The 15999-nt window shown below is 71.2% G+C and carries 14 protein-coding genes; 5 read left to right on the top strand and 9 right to left on the bottom strand.

The window, feature by feature from the left end; all coding sequences use genetic code 11:
* Window positions 1-319: 319 nt before the first annotated feature.
* Both BJ969_RS14395 and BJ969_RS14400 read right to left on the bottom strand, forming a co-directional pair.
* On the bottom strand, window positions 320-958 hold the full coding sequence (locus BJ969_RS14395; RefSeq protein WP_343071407.1) for an MSMEG_1061 family FMN-dependent PPOX-type flavoprotein: 639 nt from the start codon (window positions 956-958) through the stop codon (window positions 320-322).
* A 188-nt stretch (window positions 959-1146) separates the two neighbouring features.
* Window positions 1147-2871: an AMP-binding protein gene (locus BJ969_RS14400; protein WP_184479435.1), complete on the bottom strand. Its 1725-nt coding sequence runs from the start codon at window positions 2869-2871 to the stop codon at window positions 1147-1149.
* Window positions 2872-3286: 415 nt separating this feature from the next.
* Here BJ969_RS14400 and BJ969_RS14405 point away from each other — a divergent pair, with 415 nt between their 5' ends.
* From BJ969_RS14405 to BJ969_RS14415, 3 genes are all read left to right on the top strand, one after another.
* The gene (locus BJ969_RS14405) at window positions 3287-5023 is read left to right on the top strand and encodes a glycoside hydrolase family 2 protein (protein WP_184479436.1); all 1737 of its coding nucleotides are present in this window, start codon (window positions 3287-3289) and stop codon (window positions 5021-5023) included.
* A 78-nt stretch (window positions 5024-5101) separates the two neighbouring features.
* Entirely contained in the window at window positions 5102-6154 is a 1053-nt protein-coding gene (locus tag BJ969_RS14410; protein WP_184479437.1) for an aldose 1-epimerase family protein, read from the top strand.
* Window positions 6155-6434: 280 nt separating this feature from the next.
* The gene (locus tag BJ969_RS14415; RefSeq protein ID WP_184479438.1) at window positions 6435-7274 is read left to right on the top strand and encodes an alpha/beta fold hydrolase; all 840 of its coding nucleotides are present in this window, start codon (window positions 6435-6437) and stop codon (window positions 7272-7274) included.
* Window positions 7275-7523: 249 nt separating this feature from the next.
* On the opposite strand, the gene BJ969_RS14420 is transcribed toward BJ969_RS14415, so the two are convergent.
* Complete coding sequence (locus tag BJ969_RS14420; RefSeq protein WP_343071408.1) at window positions 7524-8054, bottom strand: GNAT family N-acetyltransferase; 531 nt, start codon at window positions 8052-8054, stop codon at window positions 7524-7526.
* A gap of 238 nt (window positions 8055-8292) precedes the next feature.
* On the opposite strand from BJ969_RS14420, the gene BJ969_RS14425 reads away from it, so the two are divergent.
* Window positions 8293-9270: a glycosyl hydrolase gene (locus BJ969_RS14425; protein ID WP_184479439.1), complete on the top strand. Its 978-nt coding sequence runs from the start codon at window positions 8293-8295 to the stop codon at window positions 9268-9270.
* Window positions 9271-9319: 49 nt separating this feature from the next.
* Window positions 9320-9847, top strand: coding sequence for a DinB family protein (locus BJ969_RS14430; RefSeq protein WP_343071409.1), 528 nt, complete (start codon window positions 9320-9322; stop codon window positions 9845-9847).
* Here the strand turns inward: BJ969_RS14430 and paaE are convergent, their stop codons facing one another.
* The 6 genes from paaE to paaZ form a co-directional block, all read right to left on the bottom strand.
* Entirely contained in the window at window positions 9848-10930 is a 1083-nt protein-coding gene (gene paaE / locus BJ969_RS14435) for a 1,2-phenylacetyl-CoA epoxidase subunit PaaE (protein WP_184485287.1), read from the bottom strand. It abuts the gene before it with no gap.
* 14 nt (window positions 10931-10944) lie between these two features.
* Window positions 10945-11451 carry a 1,2-phenylacetyl-CoA epoxidase subunit PaaD gene (gene paaD, locus BJ969_RS14440; RefSeq protein WP_184479440.1) on the bottom strand — a complete coding sequence of 169 codons (507 nt, stop codon included), beginning with the start codon at window positions 11449-11451 and terminating at the stop codon, window positions 10945-10947.
* Window positions 11451-12323 (bottom strand): 1,2-phenylacetyl-CoA epoxidase subunit PaaC, encoded by an 873-nt coding sequence (gene paaC, locus BJ969_RS14445; RefSeq protein ID WP_184479441.1) that lies wholly within the window; start codon window positions 12321-12323, stop codon window positions 11451-11453. The genes paaD and paaC overlap by 1 nt, the downstream gene beginning before the upstream one ends.
* A gap of 7 nt (window positions 12324-12330) precedes the next feature.
* Window positions 12331-12630 carry a 1,2-phenylacetyl-CoA epoxidase subunit PaaB gene (paaB, locus tag BJ969_RS14450; protein WP_184479442.1) on the bottom strand — a complete coding sequence of 100 codons (300 nt, stop codon included), beginning with the start codon at window positions 12628-12630 and terminating at the stop codon, window positions 12331-12333.
* Window positions 12627-13586 carry a 1,2-phenylacetyl-CoA epoxidase subunit PaaA gene (gene paaA / locus BJ969_RS14455; RefSeq protein WP_184479443.1) on the bottom strand — a complete coding sequence of 320 codons (960 nt, stop codon included), beginning with the start codon at window positions 13584-13586 and terminating at the stop codon, window positions 12627-12629. Before paaA ends, paaB begins: the two co-directional genes overlap by 4 nt.
* A gap of 317 nt (window positions 13587-13903) precedes the next feature.
* Window positions 13904-15952, bottom strand: coding sequence for a phenylacetic acid degradation bifunctional protein PaaZ (gene paaZ, locus BJ969_RS14460; RefSeq protein ID WP_221315823.1), 2049 nt, complete (start codon window positions 15950-15952; stop codon window positions 13904-13906).
* Window positions 15953-15999: the final 47 nt, after the last annotated feature.

Genomic DNA, 15999 nt, shown 5'->3' on the forward strand with positions numbered 1-15999 from the left:
GACGGCGCTCGTCCGCATCCGGTGAACGGCGCGGAACCCGTCGCCCACCGGCCGCCGCGACGCCGATCTCCGCGGCGATCACCGCTGCGGAGACAAGTGTCACCGCGCCACGAGAAACCGCAGCGCACGAACCCAGGGTCGACCTCCGACTCCCCCGGGTGACCGCCCAGTACGCCGTCGGCGCGGGCGCGGTCGCATCCGGGTGAGCATCGCCACCGCGGGGCGCGGGCCGGGCCGACGCGAATTCATCGACGGACGAGGGGCGGCGCTCCGTTCGCCCCGAGCGGCCCCCTCCTCGCCCGGGAGCGGCGAGCGCGCTTCAGTACTTGCGCCAGCGCGCGTCCAGCTTCAGCGCGGCGTCGAGGACCCGCTCCGGCACCTTCGTACCCGCTTGGCTCTTCGCGATGCGGCCGGCGCTGGGCACCGACTCCCGATCCGGCCAGCCCGCCGGGTCCCACAGCGACGACCGCAGGAACGCCTTCGCGCAGTGCAGGAACAGCTCGTCGATCCGAACCGAGATGGCCAGGTCGGGCCGCTTGCCCTCGACCTCGAGGCGTTCGAAGTACGGCGCTTCCCGCACGATCGTCGCCGTGCCGTTCACCCGCAGCGTGTCGTTGACGCCGGGGACCATGAACAGCATCCCCACCTGCGGGTGCCGGAGGATGTTGCGCAGGCTGTCGAGCCGCCGGTTGCCCGGACGGTCGGCGAACACGAGCGTCCGGCCCTCGTCCTCCACCAGCACGGCGCCCGCCGGGTCGCCGCGGGGCGAGACGTCCAGGGACCCGTCGGAGGACGTCGTCGCCAGCAGGAAGAAGGGCGAGGCCGCCAGGAACAGGCGGGACTGCTCGTCCACCCGGTCGATCGACTTCTCCGCGATCACGGGATGCGGTTGCGCCACCAGTTCCCGCAGCTCGGCATCCGAGCTCACCGCGGCGATCCCACTCGTCTCGTTCTGCACGCGCCCCCACCGTCCTGTTCCGAACCACCCGATCAGTTTTGCTTAGGCTAGCCTAACTTGATCGGGTGGTCGACTTCCCCTCCTCGCCGGAGGCGGCACCCGCGGAGGAGGCGAAAGCGGACCGGCCGCCCGAGGAGATCGGGCGGCCGGTCCGTTCGAACGACGTCGAGAAACGCGCGGAAACGCGGTCAGGATTTGAGCTCGGGGAAGTCCTCCTCCCGGTACTCCCCCGCCGGAGAAGGATCCTCGTGGATCTCCACTTCGCGAGTGCGCAACTGCACCCGCCGGATCTTCCCGGAGATCGTCTTGGGCAGGTCGGTGAATTCGAGGCGGCGGATCCGCTTGTACGGCGCCAAGTGCTCCCGCGCGAACCGCAGGATCGCCAGCGCCGTGCCGTCGGACGGTTCCCACCCCTGCGCGAGCACCACGTAGGCCTTCGGCACCGCGAGCCTGATCGGGTCCGGCGAGGGGACCACCGCGGCCTCCGCGACCGCCTCGTGCTCCAGCAGCACGCTCTCCAGCTCGAACGGCGATATCCGGTAGTCCGAGGCCTTGAACACGTCGTCGGTGCGGCCGACGTAGGTGATGTAGCCGTCCTCGTCCACCGAGCCCACGTCGCCGGTGTGGTAGTAGCCGCCGCGCAGCACCTCGGCGTTGCGCTCGGCGTCGTCGGCGTAACCGGTCATCAGCCCGACCGGGCGCGGGTCGACGCGCAGGCAGATCTCGCCTTCGGCGGCCTCCTGCCCGCTGGCGGGATCGACCAGCGCGACCTCGAACCCGGGCAGCGCCCGGCCCATCGAACCCGGCTTGAGCTCCTGGCCGGGGGTGTTCGCCACCTGGACGCTGGTCTCGGTCTGGCCGAAGCCGTCCCGGATGGTCACTCCCCACGCCCGGCGCACCTGCTCGACGATCTCCGGGTTCAGCGGTTCGCCCGCGCCCACGACCTTGTTCGGCGGCGTCGCCAGCCCGGTGAGATCGGCCTGGATGAGCATCCGCCACACCGTCGGCGGCGCGCAGAAGCTCGTCACCTCGCAGCGCTGCATCTCGCGCAGCAGCGCGAGCGCGTCGAAGCGCTCGTAGTTGTAGAGGAACACCGTCGCCTCGGCGTTCCACGGCGCGAACACGTTGCTCCACGCGTGCTTCGCCCACCCCGGCGAGGAGATGTTCAGGTGCACGTCGCCCGGTTCCAGCCCGATCCAGTACATCGTGGACAGGTGCCCGATCGGATAGGACACGTGGGTGTGCTCGACCAGCTTGGGCTTCGCGGTGGTGCCCGAGGTGAAGTACAGCAGCAGCGGGTCCTCGGCCCGGGTCGCGCCGTCCGGCTCGAACGCCGTCGCCGCACCCGCGCTGTCCGAATAGGACTCCCAGCCGTCCGCGCCGCCCACGGCGATCCGGGTGTAGCCGCCCGGCACGTCCGCGAACTTGGCGGTGTGCGCCGAGGACGTCACCACGTGGCGGGCGGCGCCGCGATCCACCCGGTCCCGGAGGTCGTCGGGGCCGAGCAGCGGTGTCGCGGGGATGATGACCGCACCGAGCTTCATCGCCGCGAGGATCGTCTCCCACAGCTCCACCTGGTTGCCGAGCATCAGGATCAACCGGTCGCCGCGCGACACCCCGAGCCCGCGCAGCCAGTTCGCGACCTGGTTCGAGCGGCGCGTCAGATCCGAGAACGCCAGCTTCTGCTCGCTGCCGTCGGCTTCGACGATCCACAGCGCGATGCGGTCCTCGCGCTCGGCGATGGTGTCGAACCAGTCCAGCGCCCAGTTGAACTCGACCGGGCGGGGCCAGCGGAACTCGGCGCGGGCCGTGGCGTAGTCCTCCCGCGTGTTCAGCAGCAGATCTCGTGCTGCCAGGAACTCCGCTCCACCCGGTCCTGCGGCGGCTCGGCCGCTCACCGCTTGCTGGGCCATGTCCGCGTCCTCCTCGACTCCGGCGGCGGGGTTCGCATCGCTTCGGGCGGCCCGGGACGGGCCGCACGTGATGCGCCGGACCAACCTAACCGGCACACCCGATCAGATCCATGGCGTTGCTCCGATGCGCGGGCATTCGGGTGGTGCCGTTGACTTCGCGTGTGGTTGTGGTCACTGTTGTTGCTTGTTGTGGTTTCGCATTCGTCCTGATTTCCCGGCTCGACGCCGAGAACTCCCGACTTTCAGCACTGGGGCTGGACCTGACCTGCTGGAAGCGGCTCGGCGCCCGCCCAGTCCCGCTGATTCGAATCCACCAGGAGGCCACGTGCACCGTCGCGCGTCGACCCGCCGCCCACTACTCCGATTCCGCGTCGGTGCTCTGATCGGCGCCACTTCGCTCGCTACCGTGATCGGCATGCCCGCTCAGGCGTCCCCGTCCGCATGGGAACCGCAGGATCCACCGCTGGCGACCCGGTGGACCGACCAGGTCGGACCGGACAACGCGTTGCCCGAATACCCCCGTCCGCAGCTCACGCGCGAACGCTGGCAGAACCTCAACGGCCTATGGGACTTCGCCGGTGCCGACGCTCCCCCGTCGGAGACCTCCGAGCAGATCCTGGTGCCCTACCCGCCGGAGTCCGGCCTGTCCGGCATCCAGCGCCACGACGACCACCTGCGCTACGAGCGCACCTTCGAGGTGCCCGCCGACTGGGCCGGGCAGCGGCTGCTGCTGCACTTCGGCGCGGTCGACCAGAAGGCGGTGGTCAGCGTCAACGGCCAGGAGGTCGCCACCCACGAAGGCGGGTTCACCGCGTTCAGCGCGGACGTCACCGACGCCCTCACCGGTAGCGGCCCGCAGCAGCTGACCGTCGAGGTCGAGGACCGCAACGACGCGAACCCCTACCCGGTCGGCAAGCAGCGCAACGAGCCTGGCGGCATCTTCTACACCGGCGCCTCCGGCATCTGGCAGACCGTCTGGATGGAACCGGTTCCGGACGCGCACATCACCCACCTGCGCTCCACCCCGGACCTCGGATCCGGCAGCCTCACCGTGAACGCCGCCTCCTCGCAGGGCGGGCAGATCGAGGCCGTGCTCAGCGAACCGGGCGGCGGCGAGGTCGCGCGCACGACCGGGCCCGCCGGTGAGGACGTGCGCCTGGACGTGCCGGACCCGCACCTGTGGTCGCCGGACGACCCGTACCTCTACGACCTCGCGGTGCGCCTGCTCGACGCGAACGGGCAGCCGGTCGACGAGGTCGGCAGCTACGCGGGGATGCGCTCCATCGGGCTCGTCGACGACGAGCAGGGCCGGCCGCGGCTGGCGCTCAACGGCGAGATCCTCTTCCAGCACGGCCCGCTGGACCAGGGCTACTGGCCGGACGGCATCTTCACCGCGCCCACCGACGAGGCGCTGCGGTTCGACCTGGAGCAGACCAAGGAACTCGGCTTCAACATGGTCCGCAAGCACATCAAGGTGGAACCGGCGCGCTGGTACCACCACGCGGACCGGCTCGGTCTGCTGGTGTGGCAGGACGTGCCCGCGCTCGTCAACGGCCAGACGCCCGGTGACGAGGCGAAGGCGAACTTCGAGGCGGAGACCGCCGAGATGATCGACCAACTCGGCAGCTCGCCGTCGATCGTGACGTGGGTGCCGTTCAACGAGGGCTGGGGCGAGTTCGACACCGCTCGCGTCGCCGAACAGGTCCAGGCCCAGGACCCGTCCCGGTTGGTCAACCCGGCCAGCGGCGTGAACTGCTGCGACTCGTTGCCGGACACCGGAGCCGGGCACATCTACGACGACCACACCTACGTCGGTCCGGGCGCCCCGGACGTCACCGGCGACCGCGCCTCGGTGGACGGCGAGTACGGCGGGCTGGGCCTCATCGAGGACGGGCACCTGTGGCCCGGTGAGCCCTCGTCGTACGAGATCGTCGAGACCCGCGAGGACCTGACCCGCCGCTACCAGGAGGTGCACGACGACCTGGTGCGCATCATCGGCGAGAAGGGGATCTCCGCCTCGGTCTACACGCAGACGACCGACGTGGAGAACGAGGTGAACGGCTTCTTCACCTACGATCGCGAGATCCTCAAACCGGACCTGGACGCGGTCCGCGCCGCGAACCGGGCCGTGATCGACGCGGGCACCCCGTAATCGCAGCCGCCCCCGGCCGGTGCGCACCGGTCGGGGGCCTCCGTCCCAACAGGACTTCCCGCAACGAGGAGGACAACGATGTCCGGTGAGCACGTCTCGTCCCGCAAGTGGAGCAGGCGAACGCTGGGTGGTGCGGCACTGGCCGCGGCGGGAACGGCGGGGCTCACCGCCGCCGGCATGTCCGCGACCGGGCAGCGGCGGGCGCACGCGGAGCCCGCCGGTGCTTCGCTGCACGGGCGGCTCTACGAGCTGCGCTCCGGCCGCCACAGCGCCGTGGTGGCCGGAGTCGCGGCGACCTTGCTGTCCTGGCGGGTCGACGGCACCGAGATGCTGCTGACGCACGCGGCCGACGAGCTCGGCGAGGGCTGGCAGGGCAAAACCCTGCTGCCGTGGGCGAATCGCATCGACCAGGGGCGCTACGAGTTCGGCGGCGAGCAGTTGCAGGTGCCGATCAACGAACCGGAGCGGGAGTCGGCGCTGCACGGGCTGATGGGCTTCACCGAGTGGACTCCGGTCGAGCACCGGCGCGACCGGGTCGTGTTGGAGCACGTGCTGCACCCGCACTACGGCTACCCGTTCCAGCTGGCGTTCCGCATCGAGTTCGCGTTGGGGGACGACGGGATTCGCAGCACGCTGTCGGCCCGCAACATCGGGAAGGCCGACGCGCCGTTCGCCACCGCCAACCACACCTACCTGGCGGCCGGGACGGGCAGCATCGACGACATCGTCTTCGAACTGCCGGCGAGCACCTACTACCTGACCAATGATCGGCTGATCCCCACCGGTACCGCCCCGGTGGAGGGCGGCGAGTTCGACTACCGCGCCGCGCGGCCGATCGGCGCGACCGTGATGGACACCGCGTTCACCGACCTGGCCCGCGACGCCGAGGGCATCGCGACCATCCGATTCGGACGGTCCGACGGGAGCCGGGTGGAGCTGTGGGTGGACCGCACCCACGGATACCTGCAGGTCTACACCGACGACTCCCCGGAAGCGGACCGGCCGGCCCGCTCCGGCATCACCGTGGAACCGATGACGTGCGCCCCCAACGCTTTCGTCACAGGTGACGGATTGATCGTGCTCCGCCCCGGCGAGGTCCACGAAGGCTCCTGGGGCTACCGCCTGACCTGACAAGACCAAGAACCGGGCTGAAATCCCGTCTTCGATCTCGCCTATCCGACGCTATTGGACGTTTTCTTGTCAGCGGCGAAGCCGCTGAGCAGTGACCAGCTAGAGCAAGCCGACCACCGGCGGGTTCTCAGCGGCTTCCTCGCGAGGACAGCCATTTCGCCGTGTATGGCATACATCAGAAATGGATCCCGCAGCGAGGAAGCCGCTGAGGTTCCGCCACCCGACCACTACGCAAGCCAAGATCAATCAAAGGCTCCACGACGGGGGTTAAGGTGCGGGGGTGGCTGACTACATCGAGATCCCCACCCCTGCGGGCACCTTCGACGCGTTGAGCGCGGGCGAGGAGGGCGACCGGCCGGTGCTGCTCCTGCACGGGTTCCCGCAAGCAGCCATAGAGTGGCGGGAGCAGTTGGCGGTGCTCGGCGGCGCCGGATGCCACGCGGTCGCCCCTGATCAGCGCGGCTACTCCCCCGGCGTGCGCCCCACCGAGGTCGCCGACTACCGGATGGAGGAGTTGGTCGCCGACGTGCTCGCGATCGCGGACCGGCTCGGCTGGGCGCGGTTCGACCTGGTCGGCCACGACTGGGGTGCCGCCGTCGCCTGGGCGGTCGCCGCGGCCCACCCGGACCGCGTCAAGTCGCTCACCGCGGTCTCCGTCCCGCACCTGGACGCGTTCGCCCGCGCCCTGCGCGAGGACGAGGACCAGCAGCGGCGCTCCGAGTACATGCAGGTGTTCCGCCGGTCCGGCTCCGACAAGCTGCTGCTGGAGGACGGGGCGCGGCGGCTGCGGCGGATGTACGAGCACAAGATCCCCGAGCACCACGTCGAGGAGTACGTGCAGCGGTTCAGCGAGCCGGGCGCGCTGGACGCCGCGCTGAACTGGTACCGCGCGTCGAAGCTCACCGAGGCGATCGGCCCGATCCGGGTCCCGACGCTGTACGTGTGGAGCACCGACGACGGCGCCCTCGGCTCGACCGCCGCGCTGGCCACCGGGGACCACGTCACCGCCGACTACCGCTTCGAGATGATCGAGGACGTCTCCCACTGGGTCCCGGAGCAGGCCGCGGACGACCTCACCCGAGTCCTCCTGGAACACCTCATCGCCCACCAGGACGCCTGAGCCCGAACAAGCCCTCGTTGAGCCTCTTCAGCGGCGAAGCCGCTGAGCAGTGACCACCGAAGCAAAAAGACCACCCGCGGGTTCTCAGCGGCTTCCTCGCGAGGACAGCGATTTCGCGTGTGGCGGAGCCACTCGAAAAATCGATCCCGCAGCGAGGAAGCCGCTGAGGTTCCGCCACCCGACCCCTACGCAGACCAGACCAAGGACAACTCCTGCGGTCCGCTGCTCCGGGCGGCCGGAGAGCAGCGGTCAGTCCAGGTCGCCCGGGCGGATGCGGTAGACGTGCAAGGTGCGGTCGTAGTACTTGGTGGTCTCGCCGACCCATTCCATGCCCAGCCGCTGCGCCGTGCGGTGGGCGCGGTCGTTGAGCGGGTCGACGACCGCGAACAGCTCCACGGCTTCGTGCGCGAACGCCCAGCGGATCAGTTCCCGCGTCGCTTCCTTCGCGTAGCCCTGGCCCCACGAGTTGGGGCGCAGGTGCCAGGCGACCTCCACGTCTACGAGGTGCGGCGGCAACAACCGCAGTTCGGCGCCGCCGATGACCTCGCCGCTCTCGCGGTGTTCGAAGGCCCACCGGCCCAGCGGCGGCGGCAGCTCGCGCTGCTCCTCGATCCACTGGGACAGCACCCGGCGCATCGCGGCGAGGTCGGCGACGCGCGGCATCGAGGGCACCAGCCAGTCGGTGACCGTGGCGGTGCCGTACACGGCGAACGCGTCGTCGACGTCGTCGGGACCCCACTCCCGCAGCACGACTCGCTCGGTGACCGGCATCGGGACCATGGGGAAACGTTAGCCGCCGCCGGAGCCGGTGGCAGATTGGATGTTCCGGCGCCGACGGGTGGGTGCGCCTCCCCGTCGCCCCACGCGTCCCGGTGGTGCGCACCGACCGGATTGCGCCGCACGGCCCAGGCGAGCCGGGCGTGCCCGGCGAGTATGCGACAGCTTCGCCGCGATCGTTGACCGCTGATCGAGCGCGCGTCGAGACTTCCCGGCGGATGCCGATCACCCTGGAGGGCCGATGCGCCGTCGCCGTTCCGTTCCGCTGCTGGCCGTCGCGGCCGTGCTGCTCGCGACCGCCGGCCCGGCGACCGCGGCGCCCCCGGCCGCGACGGGGACCCTCGACTACCTGCGGGCGGTGTCCGGCACGAACACCATCAGCGGGCAGCACAACAAGGAACCGCTGTCGAACCCGACGCACTGGACCCAGCAGGTCCACGACATCACCGGGGACTACCCGGGGCTGTGGGGCGGGGACCTGCTGTTCTCCGAGGCCGACGTGCGCGACCGGCAGAACCTGGTCGACGAGGCGATCAACCAGTGGAACAACGGCGCGCTGGTCAGCCTCACCTGGCACGTGTGCCCGCCGACCCAGGGTTCGTCGTGCACGTGGGACGACGGGGTGCGGGCCGAGCTCTCCGACGAGCAGTGGCAGGAGCTCATCACCGACGGCACCCCGCTCAACGAGGCGTGGAAGGCCCGGCTGGACGAAGCGGTGCCGTACCTGCGCCAGCTGCAGGACGCCGGGGTGCAGGTCCTGTGGCGCCCGCTGCACGAGATCAACGACGGCTGGTCCTGGTGGGGCGGACGTCCCGGCCCCGACGGCAGCGCCGCGCTGTACCGGATCACCCACGAGCACCTGACCGGCCAGGGGCTGACGAGCCTCGTGTGGAACTGGAACGTGAAGGACTCCGACATCAGCGACCTGGGCGCGTACCTGCCCGCGGACGAGCAGGTGGACGTGGCCTCGATCGACATCTGGGAAAAGGCCGCCCCCACCGACGCCGACTACCAGGCCATGCTCGCGGTGGCGGGCGACCGGCCGATCGCGCTCGGCGAGGTCGGCACCGCCCCGACGCCGGAGCTGCTCGACGCCCAGCCGGGGTGGACGTACTTCATGCTGTGGGCGGAGTACCTCGACGATCACGACCCGGCGGAGCTCCAGCGCACCTATTGGGACGACCGGGTCCTCGTGCTCGACGAGATGAGCCGCGGCTGACGTCGAAAAGGATTTCCGCCGCCGTCACCTGGCGTGGCAGGGTCGAGCGGTGCCCACTTCGCGCCCGGAGCTGCTGCGCTGGCAGTTCGACATGACCTGGTCGCTGTTCGAGTACCACTTGGAGCGGCTGGAGGAAGCCGACTTCCGGTGGGAGCCCGCGGAGCTCTGCTGGACGCTGCGCCCGGACGCCGGAGGCGGCTGGACGCCGGATTTCGCCGAGGTCGAGCCCGATCCCGTTCCGGTCCCGACGATCGCCTGGGTCGCCTGGCACATCGGCTGGTGGTGGGGAACGACCCTCGACCACCTGCGCGGCAGGCCGCCGCGCGACCGCGCGGACATCACCTGGCCCGGCGACGGCGACCTGGCGGTCGGCTGGTTGCGCGACCTGCGCGCCGAGTGGCTGGTCGTGCTGGACGAGCTCACCGACCGGCGGCTCGACGACCCCGCCCCGTTCCCCTGGCGGGACGATCCGGCGATGACCGTGGCCCACACGGTCGCCTGGGTGAACGCCGAGCTGATGAAGAACGTCGCGGAGATCGGCCACCTGCGCATGCTGCGCGCCGCGGGTTCGCCGTGATCAGGTGTCGTAGTCGACGGTGACCTCGTCGGTGACGGGCAGGGATTGGCAGGTGAGCACGAATCCCGCGTCCACTTCGGACTGTTCGAGGGCGAAGTTGCGGCGCATCGCGACCGCACCGGAGGTGACCTGGGCGCGGCAGGTGCCGCAGACGCCGCCCTTGCAGGCGAACGGCAGGTCCGGGCGGGACCGCTGGGCTCCGTCGAGGACCGGGACGTCGCGCGGCAGCGACAGCGTGCTGGTGCGTCCGTCGAGCACCACGGTCACGTCGCTGCGCGCGCCGGCGGGCGGGGCGTCCTCCGGCCGGATCGGGTTCGGCGGGGGCTCGTCGACGTAGAACAGCTCCTGGTGCACCTGCTCGCGGGCGACGCCGAGCCCGGTGAGCACGTCTTGCGCGGCGGTGACCATGCCGTACGGGCCGCACAGCCACCAGTGCGCGTCCTCGTCCACCGGGATCAGCGCGTCCAGCAGCGCCGCCAGCTTCGCCGCGTCGAGGCGACCGGACAGCAGCTCCGATTCGCGCGGTTCGCGGGAGAGCACGTGCACCAGGTCCAGCCGGGCCGGGTAGCGGTCCTTGAGGTCGGCGAGCTCGTCGGCGAACATCACCGTGTCGCTGCGCCGGTTGCCGTACACCAAGGTCACGTCCGCGCCGCTGTCCCGCAGCAGGCTCGCCGCGATCGAGAGCACCGGTGTGATGCCGGAACCCGCCGCGATCAGCACGTGCCTGCCGGTGGCGTCCAGGTCGGGGGTGAACGATCCGGACGGCGGCGCCACGTCGATCAGGTCGCCGGGGCGCACCTCCTCCACCAGCCACGCGGAGAACAGCCCGTCCGGAACCAGCCGCACCCCGATGCGGGGGCGCTCCCCCACCGGCGCGCAGATCGAATAGGAGCGGCGGTGCTCGCCGTCGGTTCCGGCGCGGCGCAGCGTAAGCGACTGCCCCGGGCGGAACGCGAACTCGGCGGCGAGCTCGTCCGGCACGTCGAAGGTGACGGCGACGGCGTCGTCGCACAGCCGGTCCACCGCGGCCACCCGCAACGGGTGGAAACCGGTGCCGCGGCGCGAAGTCACCGGCCCGTCCATCGTGGAAGTCACCCTCAGATCTCCTTGACGTGTTCGAAGGGTTCGGCGCAGTCGGTGCAGCGCCGCAGCGCCTTGCAGGCGGTGGCGCTGAACCGCGACAGCTCCTCGGTGCGCGGCGAACCGCAGCGGGGGCAGCGAACCTGAGCCCGCGGCGGCTCCAGCCGCAGCGGCACCGGGCCGCCGCGCGCCGGTGCGGTGCCCGGTGGGGCGATGCCGTGCTCGGCGAGCCTGTGCCGCCCGCGCGGGCTGATCCAGTCGGTGGTCCACGGCGGGTCCAGCGCGGTGCGGACCCGCACCCGCTCGAAACCTCCGGCGGTGAGGCCGCGGTGCACGTCGGCGCGCATCTCCGCCATCGCCGGGCATCCCGAGTACGTCGGGGTGAGCGTCACGACGACGGTGCCGTCGCCGGTGAGCTCGACGCCGCGCAGCACGCCCAGGTCGGCGAGGGTGAGCATCGGCAGCTCGGGGTCGGTCACCGCCTCGGCGATCTCCCGGGCGCGGGGCAGTCCGGTCGCGGTCATCACCACGTCCCCTCCGGGTGCGCGCGGGCGACGCCCTGGAGTTCCGCGAGCAGCGGGGCCAGGTGGGCGGTGTGCTCGCCGACGCGCCCGGACACCTCGGTGGCGGGTGCGATCGGCGGGGCGTCCACGGTGGCCGCGGAGCACACCTGCTCCAGCACGGCCGTCACCTCGTCCAGCGCCGCGGCGGGATCCGCGCCGACGCCCTGCGCGGTCGCGGCGCGTTCGACGTCGCCGACCGCGAACAGTTCCGCCAAGAAGGGCCGGACCTCGTCGAACCCGGCCCGCATCCGGCGGTGCGATTCGGCGGTGCCGTCGCCGAGCCGCACCACCCACTGCGCCGCGTAGTCGCGGTGGTAGGCGAGTTCCTTGGCGCCCTTCGCCGCGATCGCGGCCAGCACCGGGTCCTCCGACGACGTCAGCCGGGTGAACAGGGCGAGCCGCCAGCTCGACAGGACCAGCAGCCTCGCCACCGTCTCCGCGAAGTCGCCGTGCGGCTGCTCGACCAGCCGCACGTTGCGGAACTCGTGGGCGTCGCGGAAGTACGCCAGCTCGTCCTCGTCGCGCACCGCCTCGCCCGTGCGCCCGGCGCGCGCCAGCAGCAGCCGCGCCTGGCCGAGCAGGTCGAGCGCGATGTTCGCCAGCGCCACCTCGTCCTCCAGCTCCGGCGCGCGGGTCACCCACTCGGCGAGGCGCTGCGACGCGATCAGCGCGTCGTCGGCCAGCGCCAGGCAGTACCCGGACAGCACGGCCGCGTCGACGCCCGGTGGCAGTGCGGTGTCCACCCCGGCCAGCGGATCGTCGAAACCGGTGCCGAACGCCCACCGCGCGTCGTTCTGCTCGGTGAGCGCCTCGTAGGCGTTGTCGAAGGACATGGCGGCCTCACATGTGCGGGACGTCGTCGGGGATGTCGTAGAACGTGGGGTGCCGGTAGACCTTGTCGCCGCTGGGCGCGAAGAACGGGTCCTTCTCGTCCGGGCTCGACGCGGTGATCGCGGCGGCCGGCACCACCCAGATGCTCACGCCCTCGTTGCGGCGGGTGTAGAGGTTCCTGGCGTTGTGCAACGCCATCTGCTCGTCCGCGGCGTGCAGCGAACCGACGTGCACGTGGTTGAGGCCGCGCTTGCCGCGCACGAAGACCTCGTACAGCGGCCAGTTCGACCGCTCCTGCTGCTCGCTCATGCCGTCGCCTCCTGCCGTGCGGCCCGCTTCGCGGCGTGCGCCGCGGCGGCCTCCCGCACCCATTCGCCCTGTTCGTGGGCGGTCCTGCGGCGTTCCACGCGTTCCGCGTTGCACGCGCCGTCACCGCTGATGACGCGCTTGAGCTCCGCCCAGTCCGGCTCGCCGAAGTCGTGCGCGCCGCGGTCGGCGTTCCAGCGCAATTCCGGGTCGGGCAGCGAGACGCCGAGCGCGTCGGCCTGCGGCACCGTCATGTCCACGAACTTCTGGCGCAGTTCGTCGTTGGTGTGGCGCTTGACCTTCCAGGCCATCGACTGCCGCGTGTTCGGCGAGTCCCCGTCGGGCGGGCCGAACATCATCAGCGACGGCCACCACCAGCGGTCCACCGCGTCGCGCACCATGTCCCGCTGCGCCTCGGTGCCGCGCATCATCGTCAGCAGCAGTTCGTAGCCCTGCCGCTGATGGAACGACTCCTCCTTGCAGATTCGCACCATGGCCCGCGCGTAGGGCCCGTAGGAGCTGCGGCACAGCGGTACCTGGTTGCAGATCGCGGCGCCGTCGACGAGCCAGCCGATGACGCCGATGTCGGCGAAGTTCAGCGTCGGGTAGTTGAAGATCGACGAGTACTTCTGCCGCCCCGAGATCAGCTTCGCGGTGAGGTCGGCGCGGTCGGCGCCCAGCGTCTCCGCCGCCGAGTACAGGTAGAGCCCGTGGCCCGCTTCGTCCTGCACCTTCGCCAGCAGGATCGCCTTGCGCCGCAACGAGGGCGCCCGCGCGATCCAGGCGCCTTCGGGCTGCATCCCGATGATCTCGGAGTGGGCGTGCTGGGCGACCTGGCGCACCAGGGTCTTGCGGTAGCCCTCGGGCATCCAGTCCCGCGGCTCGATCCGCTGATCCCGCTCGATCGTCTCCTCGAAGACCCGCTCCGGCGTCGTCACCTCCGCCGCGCTGCTCGCCACGTGCGCCACCTCCACCTCTCCACTCCGAACCGACCATTCGGTCAGTAAATTTTCCCGCGCCACCCCCCGAAAAGCAAGGCACCCGCCCCGCCTCTCCGAGAGCGGCCCTAGACCGCATCTCTCGTCTTTGTCTTGTCAGCGGCGAAGCCGCTGAGCAGCGACCACGCACGCAGATCGACCACCCGCGGGTTCTCAGGTGTCTTCTCGCGAGGACAGCTTTTTCCCTCGTGGCGGAGCCACTCGGGAAAAAGATCCCGCAGCGAGAAGACACCTGAGAACCCGCCACCCGCCCCCATCGCAACGGAAGCAGCAGCCACTCACCTCGTCTGCTTGGCGACCAAGGTGAGGACGTCGTACTTGGCTACTGAGGCTCCGTCCTGGTTCGTGACGTCGGCGTCCCAGCGGACCTCGCCGTAGTCGGCGTTCTGCCGCGGGGTGATCTGCTTCGCCGTCAGCGTCACCGTGATCTCGTCGCCGGGGTAGGTGGGCGTGAGGAACCGCAGGTTCTCCAGCCCGTAGTTCGCCAGCACCGGCCCCGGTTCGGGCGAGACGAACAGCCCGGCCGCCAACGACACCACCAGGTAGCCGTGCGCGACCTTGCCCCCGAAGAACGGGTTGGCGCGGGCCGCTTCCTCGTCGGTGTGCGCGTAGAAGGTGTCGCCGGTGAACTCGGCGAAGTGCGCCACGTCCTGTTCGGTCACGGTGCGCGGGCCCGCCACCACGGCGTCGCCGGGGCGCAGCTGTTCCAGGTGCTTGCGGAACGGGTGCTCGTCGGTGCGGGTGCGTTCGCTGCCGGGCACCCATTGGCCGGTGATGGCGGTGAGGGTCTGCGGGTCGCCTTGCACCGCGGTGCGTTGCATGTGGTGCAGCACGCTGCGGATGCCGCCGAGCTCTTCGCCGCCGCCCGCGCGGCCGGGGCCGCCGTGGACCAGTTGCGGCAGCGGCGAGCCGTGCCCGGTGGATTCGGCGGCGTCGTGCCGGTTGAGCACGAGCAGCCGCCCGTGCCGGGAGGCGGCGCCGAGCACCACGTCGCGGGCGAATTCGGCGTCGGCGGTCACGACCGAGCCGACGAGGCTGCCCTTGCCGAGGCGGGCGAGGTGCACGGCGTGCTCGGTGTCGTCGTAGGGCAGCAGGGTGCTGACCGGGCCGAACGCCTCCACTTCGTGCGGCTGGGGCTGTTCGGGGTCGTCGCAGCGCAGCAGGATCGGAGCCAGGAACGCGCCGCGTTCGGCGTCGGCGCCGACCGGTTCCACCGAGTCCGGGTCGCCGTGCACGACGCGCGCGACCTCCAGCAGCGATTTCAGCGACCGCCGCACTTCTTCCCGCTGGTCCAGGCCCGCCAGCGCGCCCATCCGCACGCCTTCGGCGCCAGGCGCCCCCACGGTGATCTCCGCCAGCTTCGCCGAGACCGCCGCGGCCACCTCGTCGATGCGCGAGGCGGGCACCAGCGCCCGGCGGATGGCGGTGCACTTCTGGCCCGCCTTCACGGTCATCTCGGTGACGAGCTGGTCGACGAACAGGTCGAACTCGGGAGTGCCCGGCCGCGCGTCGGGGCCGAGGATCGAGCAGTTCAGCGAGTCCGCTTCGGCGTTGAACCGCACCGAGTTCGCCACCACCGCCGGGTGCGCGCGCAGCCGCTGCGCGGTGGCGGCCGAGCCGGTGAACGACACCAGGTCCTGGTCGGTGACGTGGTCGAGCAGGTCGCCAGCGCCGCCGCAGACCAGTTGCACGGACCCGTCCGGCAGCAGCCCGGATTCGACGATGAGCTCGACCAGCCGGTGGGTCAGGTACGCGGTGCGGCTGCCCGGTTTGATCAGGCTCGGCACCCCGGCGAGGAAGGCGGGCGCGAACTTCTCCAGCGGACCCCACACGGGGAAGTTGAACGCGTTGATCTGCACCGCGACGCCCTGCAGCGGGGTGCACAGGTGCTGGGCGACGAACGTCCCGCCCTTGCCCAGCGGCTCCACGGCGCCGTCGAGGTAGGCGGTGCCGTCGGGCAGTTCGCGGCGGCCCTTGCTGGAGTAGGTGAACAGCACCCCGATGCCGCCGTCGACGTCGAACTTCGAGTCGCCGCGCGTCGCACCGGTGCGCGCGGACAGCGCGTAGAGCTCCTCGCGGTGCTCCCGCAGGTACGACGCGAGCGATTTGAGCAGCGCCGCCCGCTGGTGGAAGGTCAGCGCCCGCAGCGCGGCTCCGCCGACGCGGCGGCCGTGGTCGAGCGCGGCGCCCATGTCGATGCCCGCCGAGGAGATCCGCGCGACCGGTTCCCCCGTGACCGCGTCCGGCAGCACCACTCCCTCGTCGGCCGGGGACTGCCATCGTCCTTGCACGAAACTGGGCAGAACCTGCACTGGCGCGCTGCTCATGGGCGGGCCGACCTCCTGGTGGCCGGCTGCGCCGCCGACCGGATGGG

This window comes from Saccharopolyspora gloriosae, assembly GCF_014203325.1.
Taxonomy (GTDB): Bacteria; Actinomycetota; Actinomycetes; order Mycobacteriales; family Pseudonocardiaceae; genus Saccharopolyspora_C; species Saccharopolyspora_C gloriosae.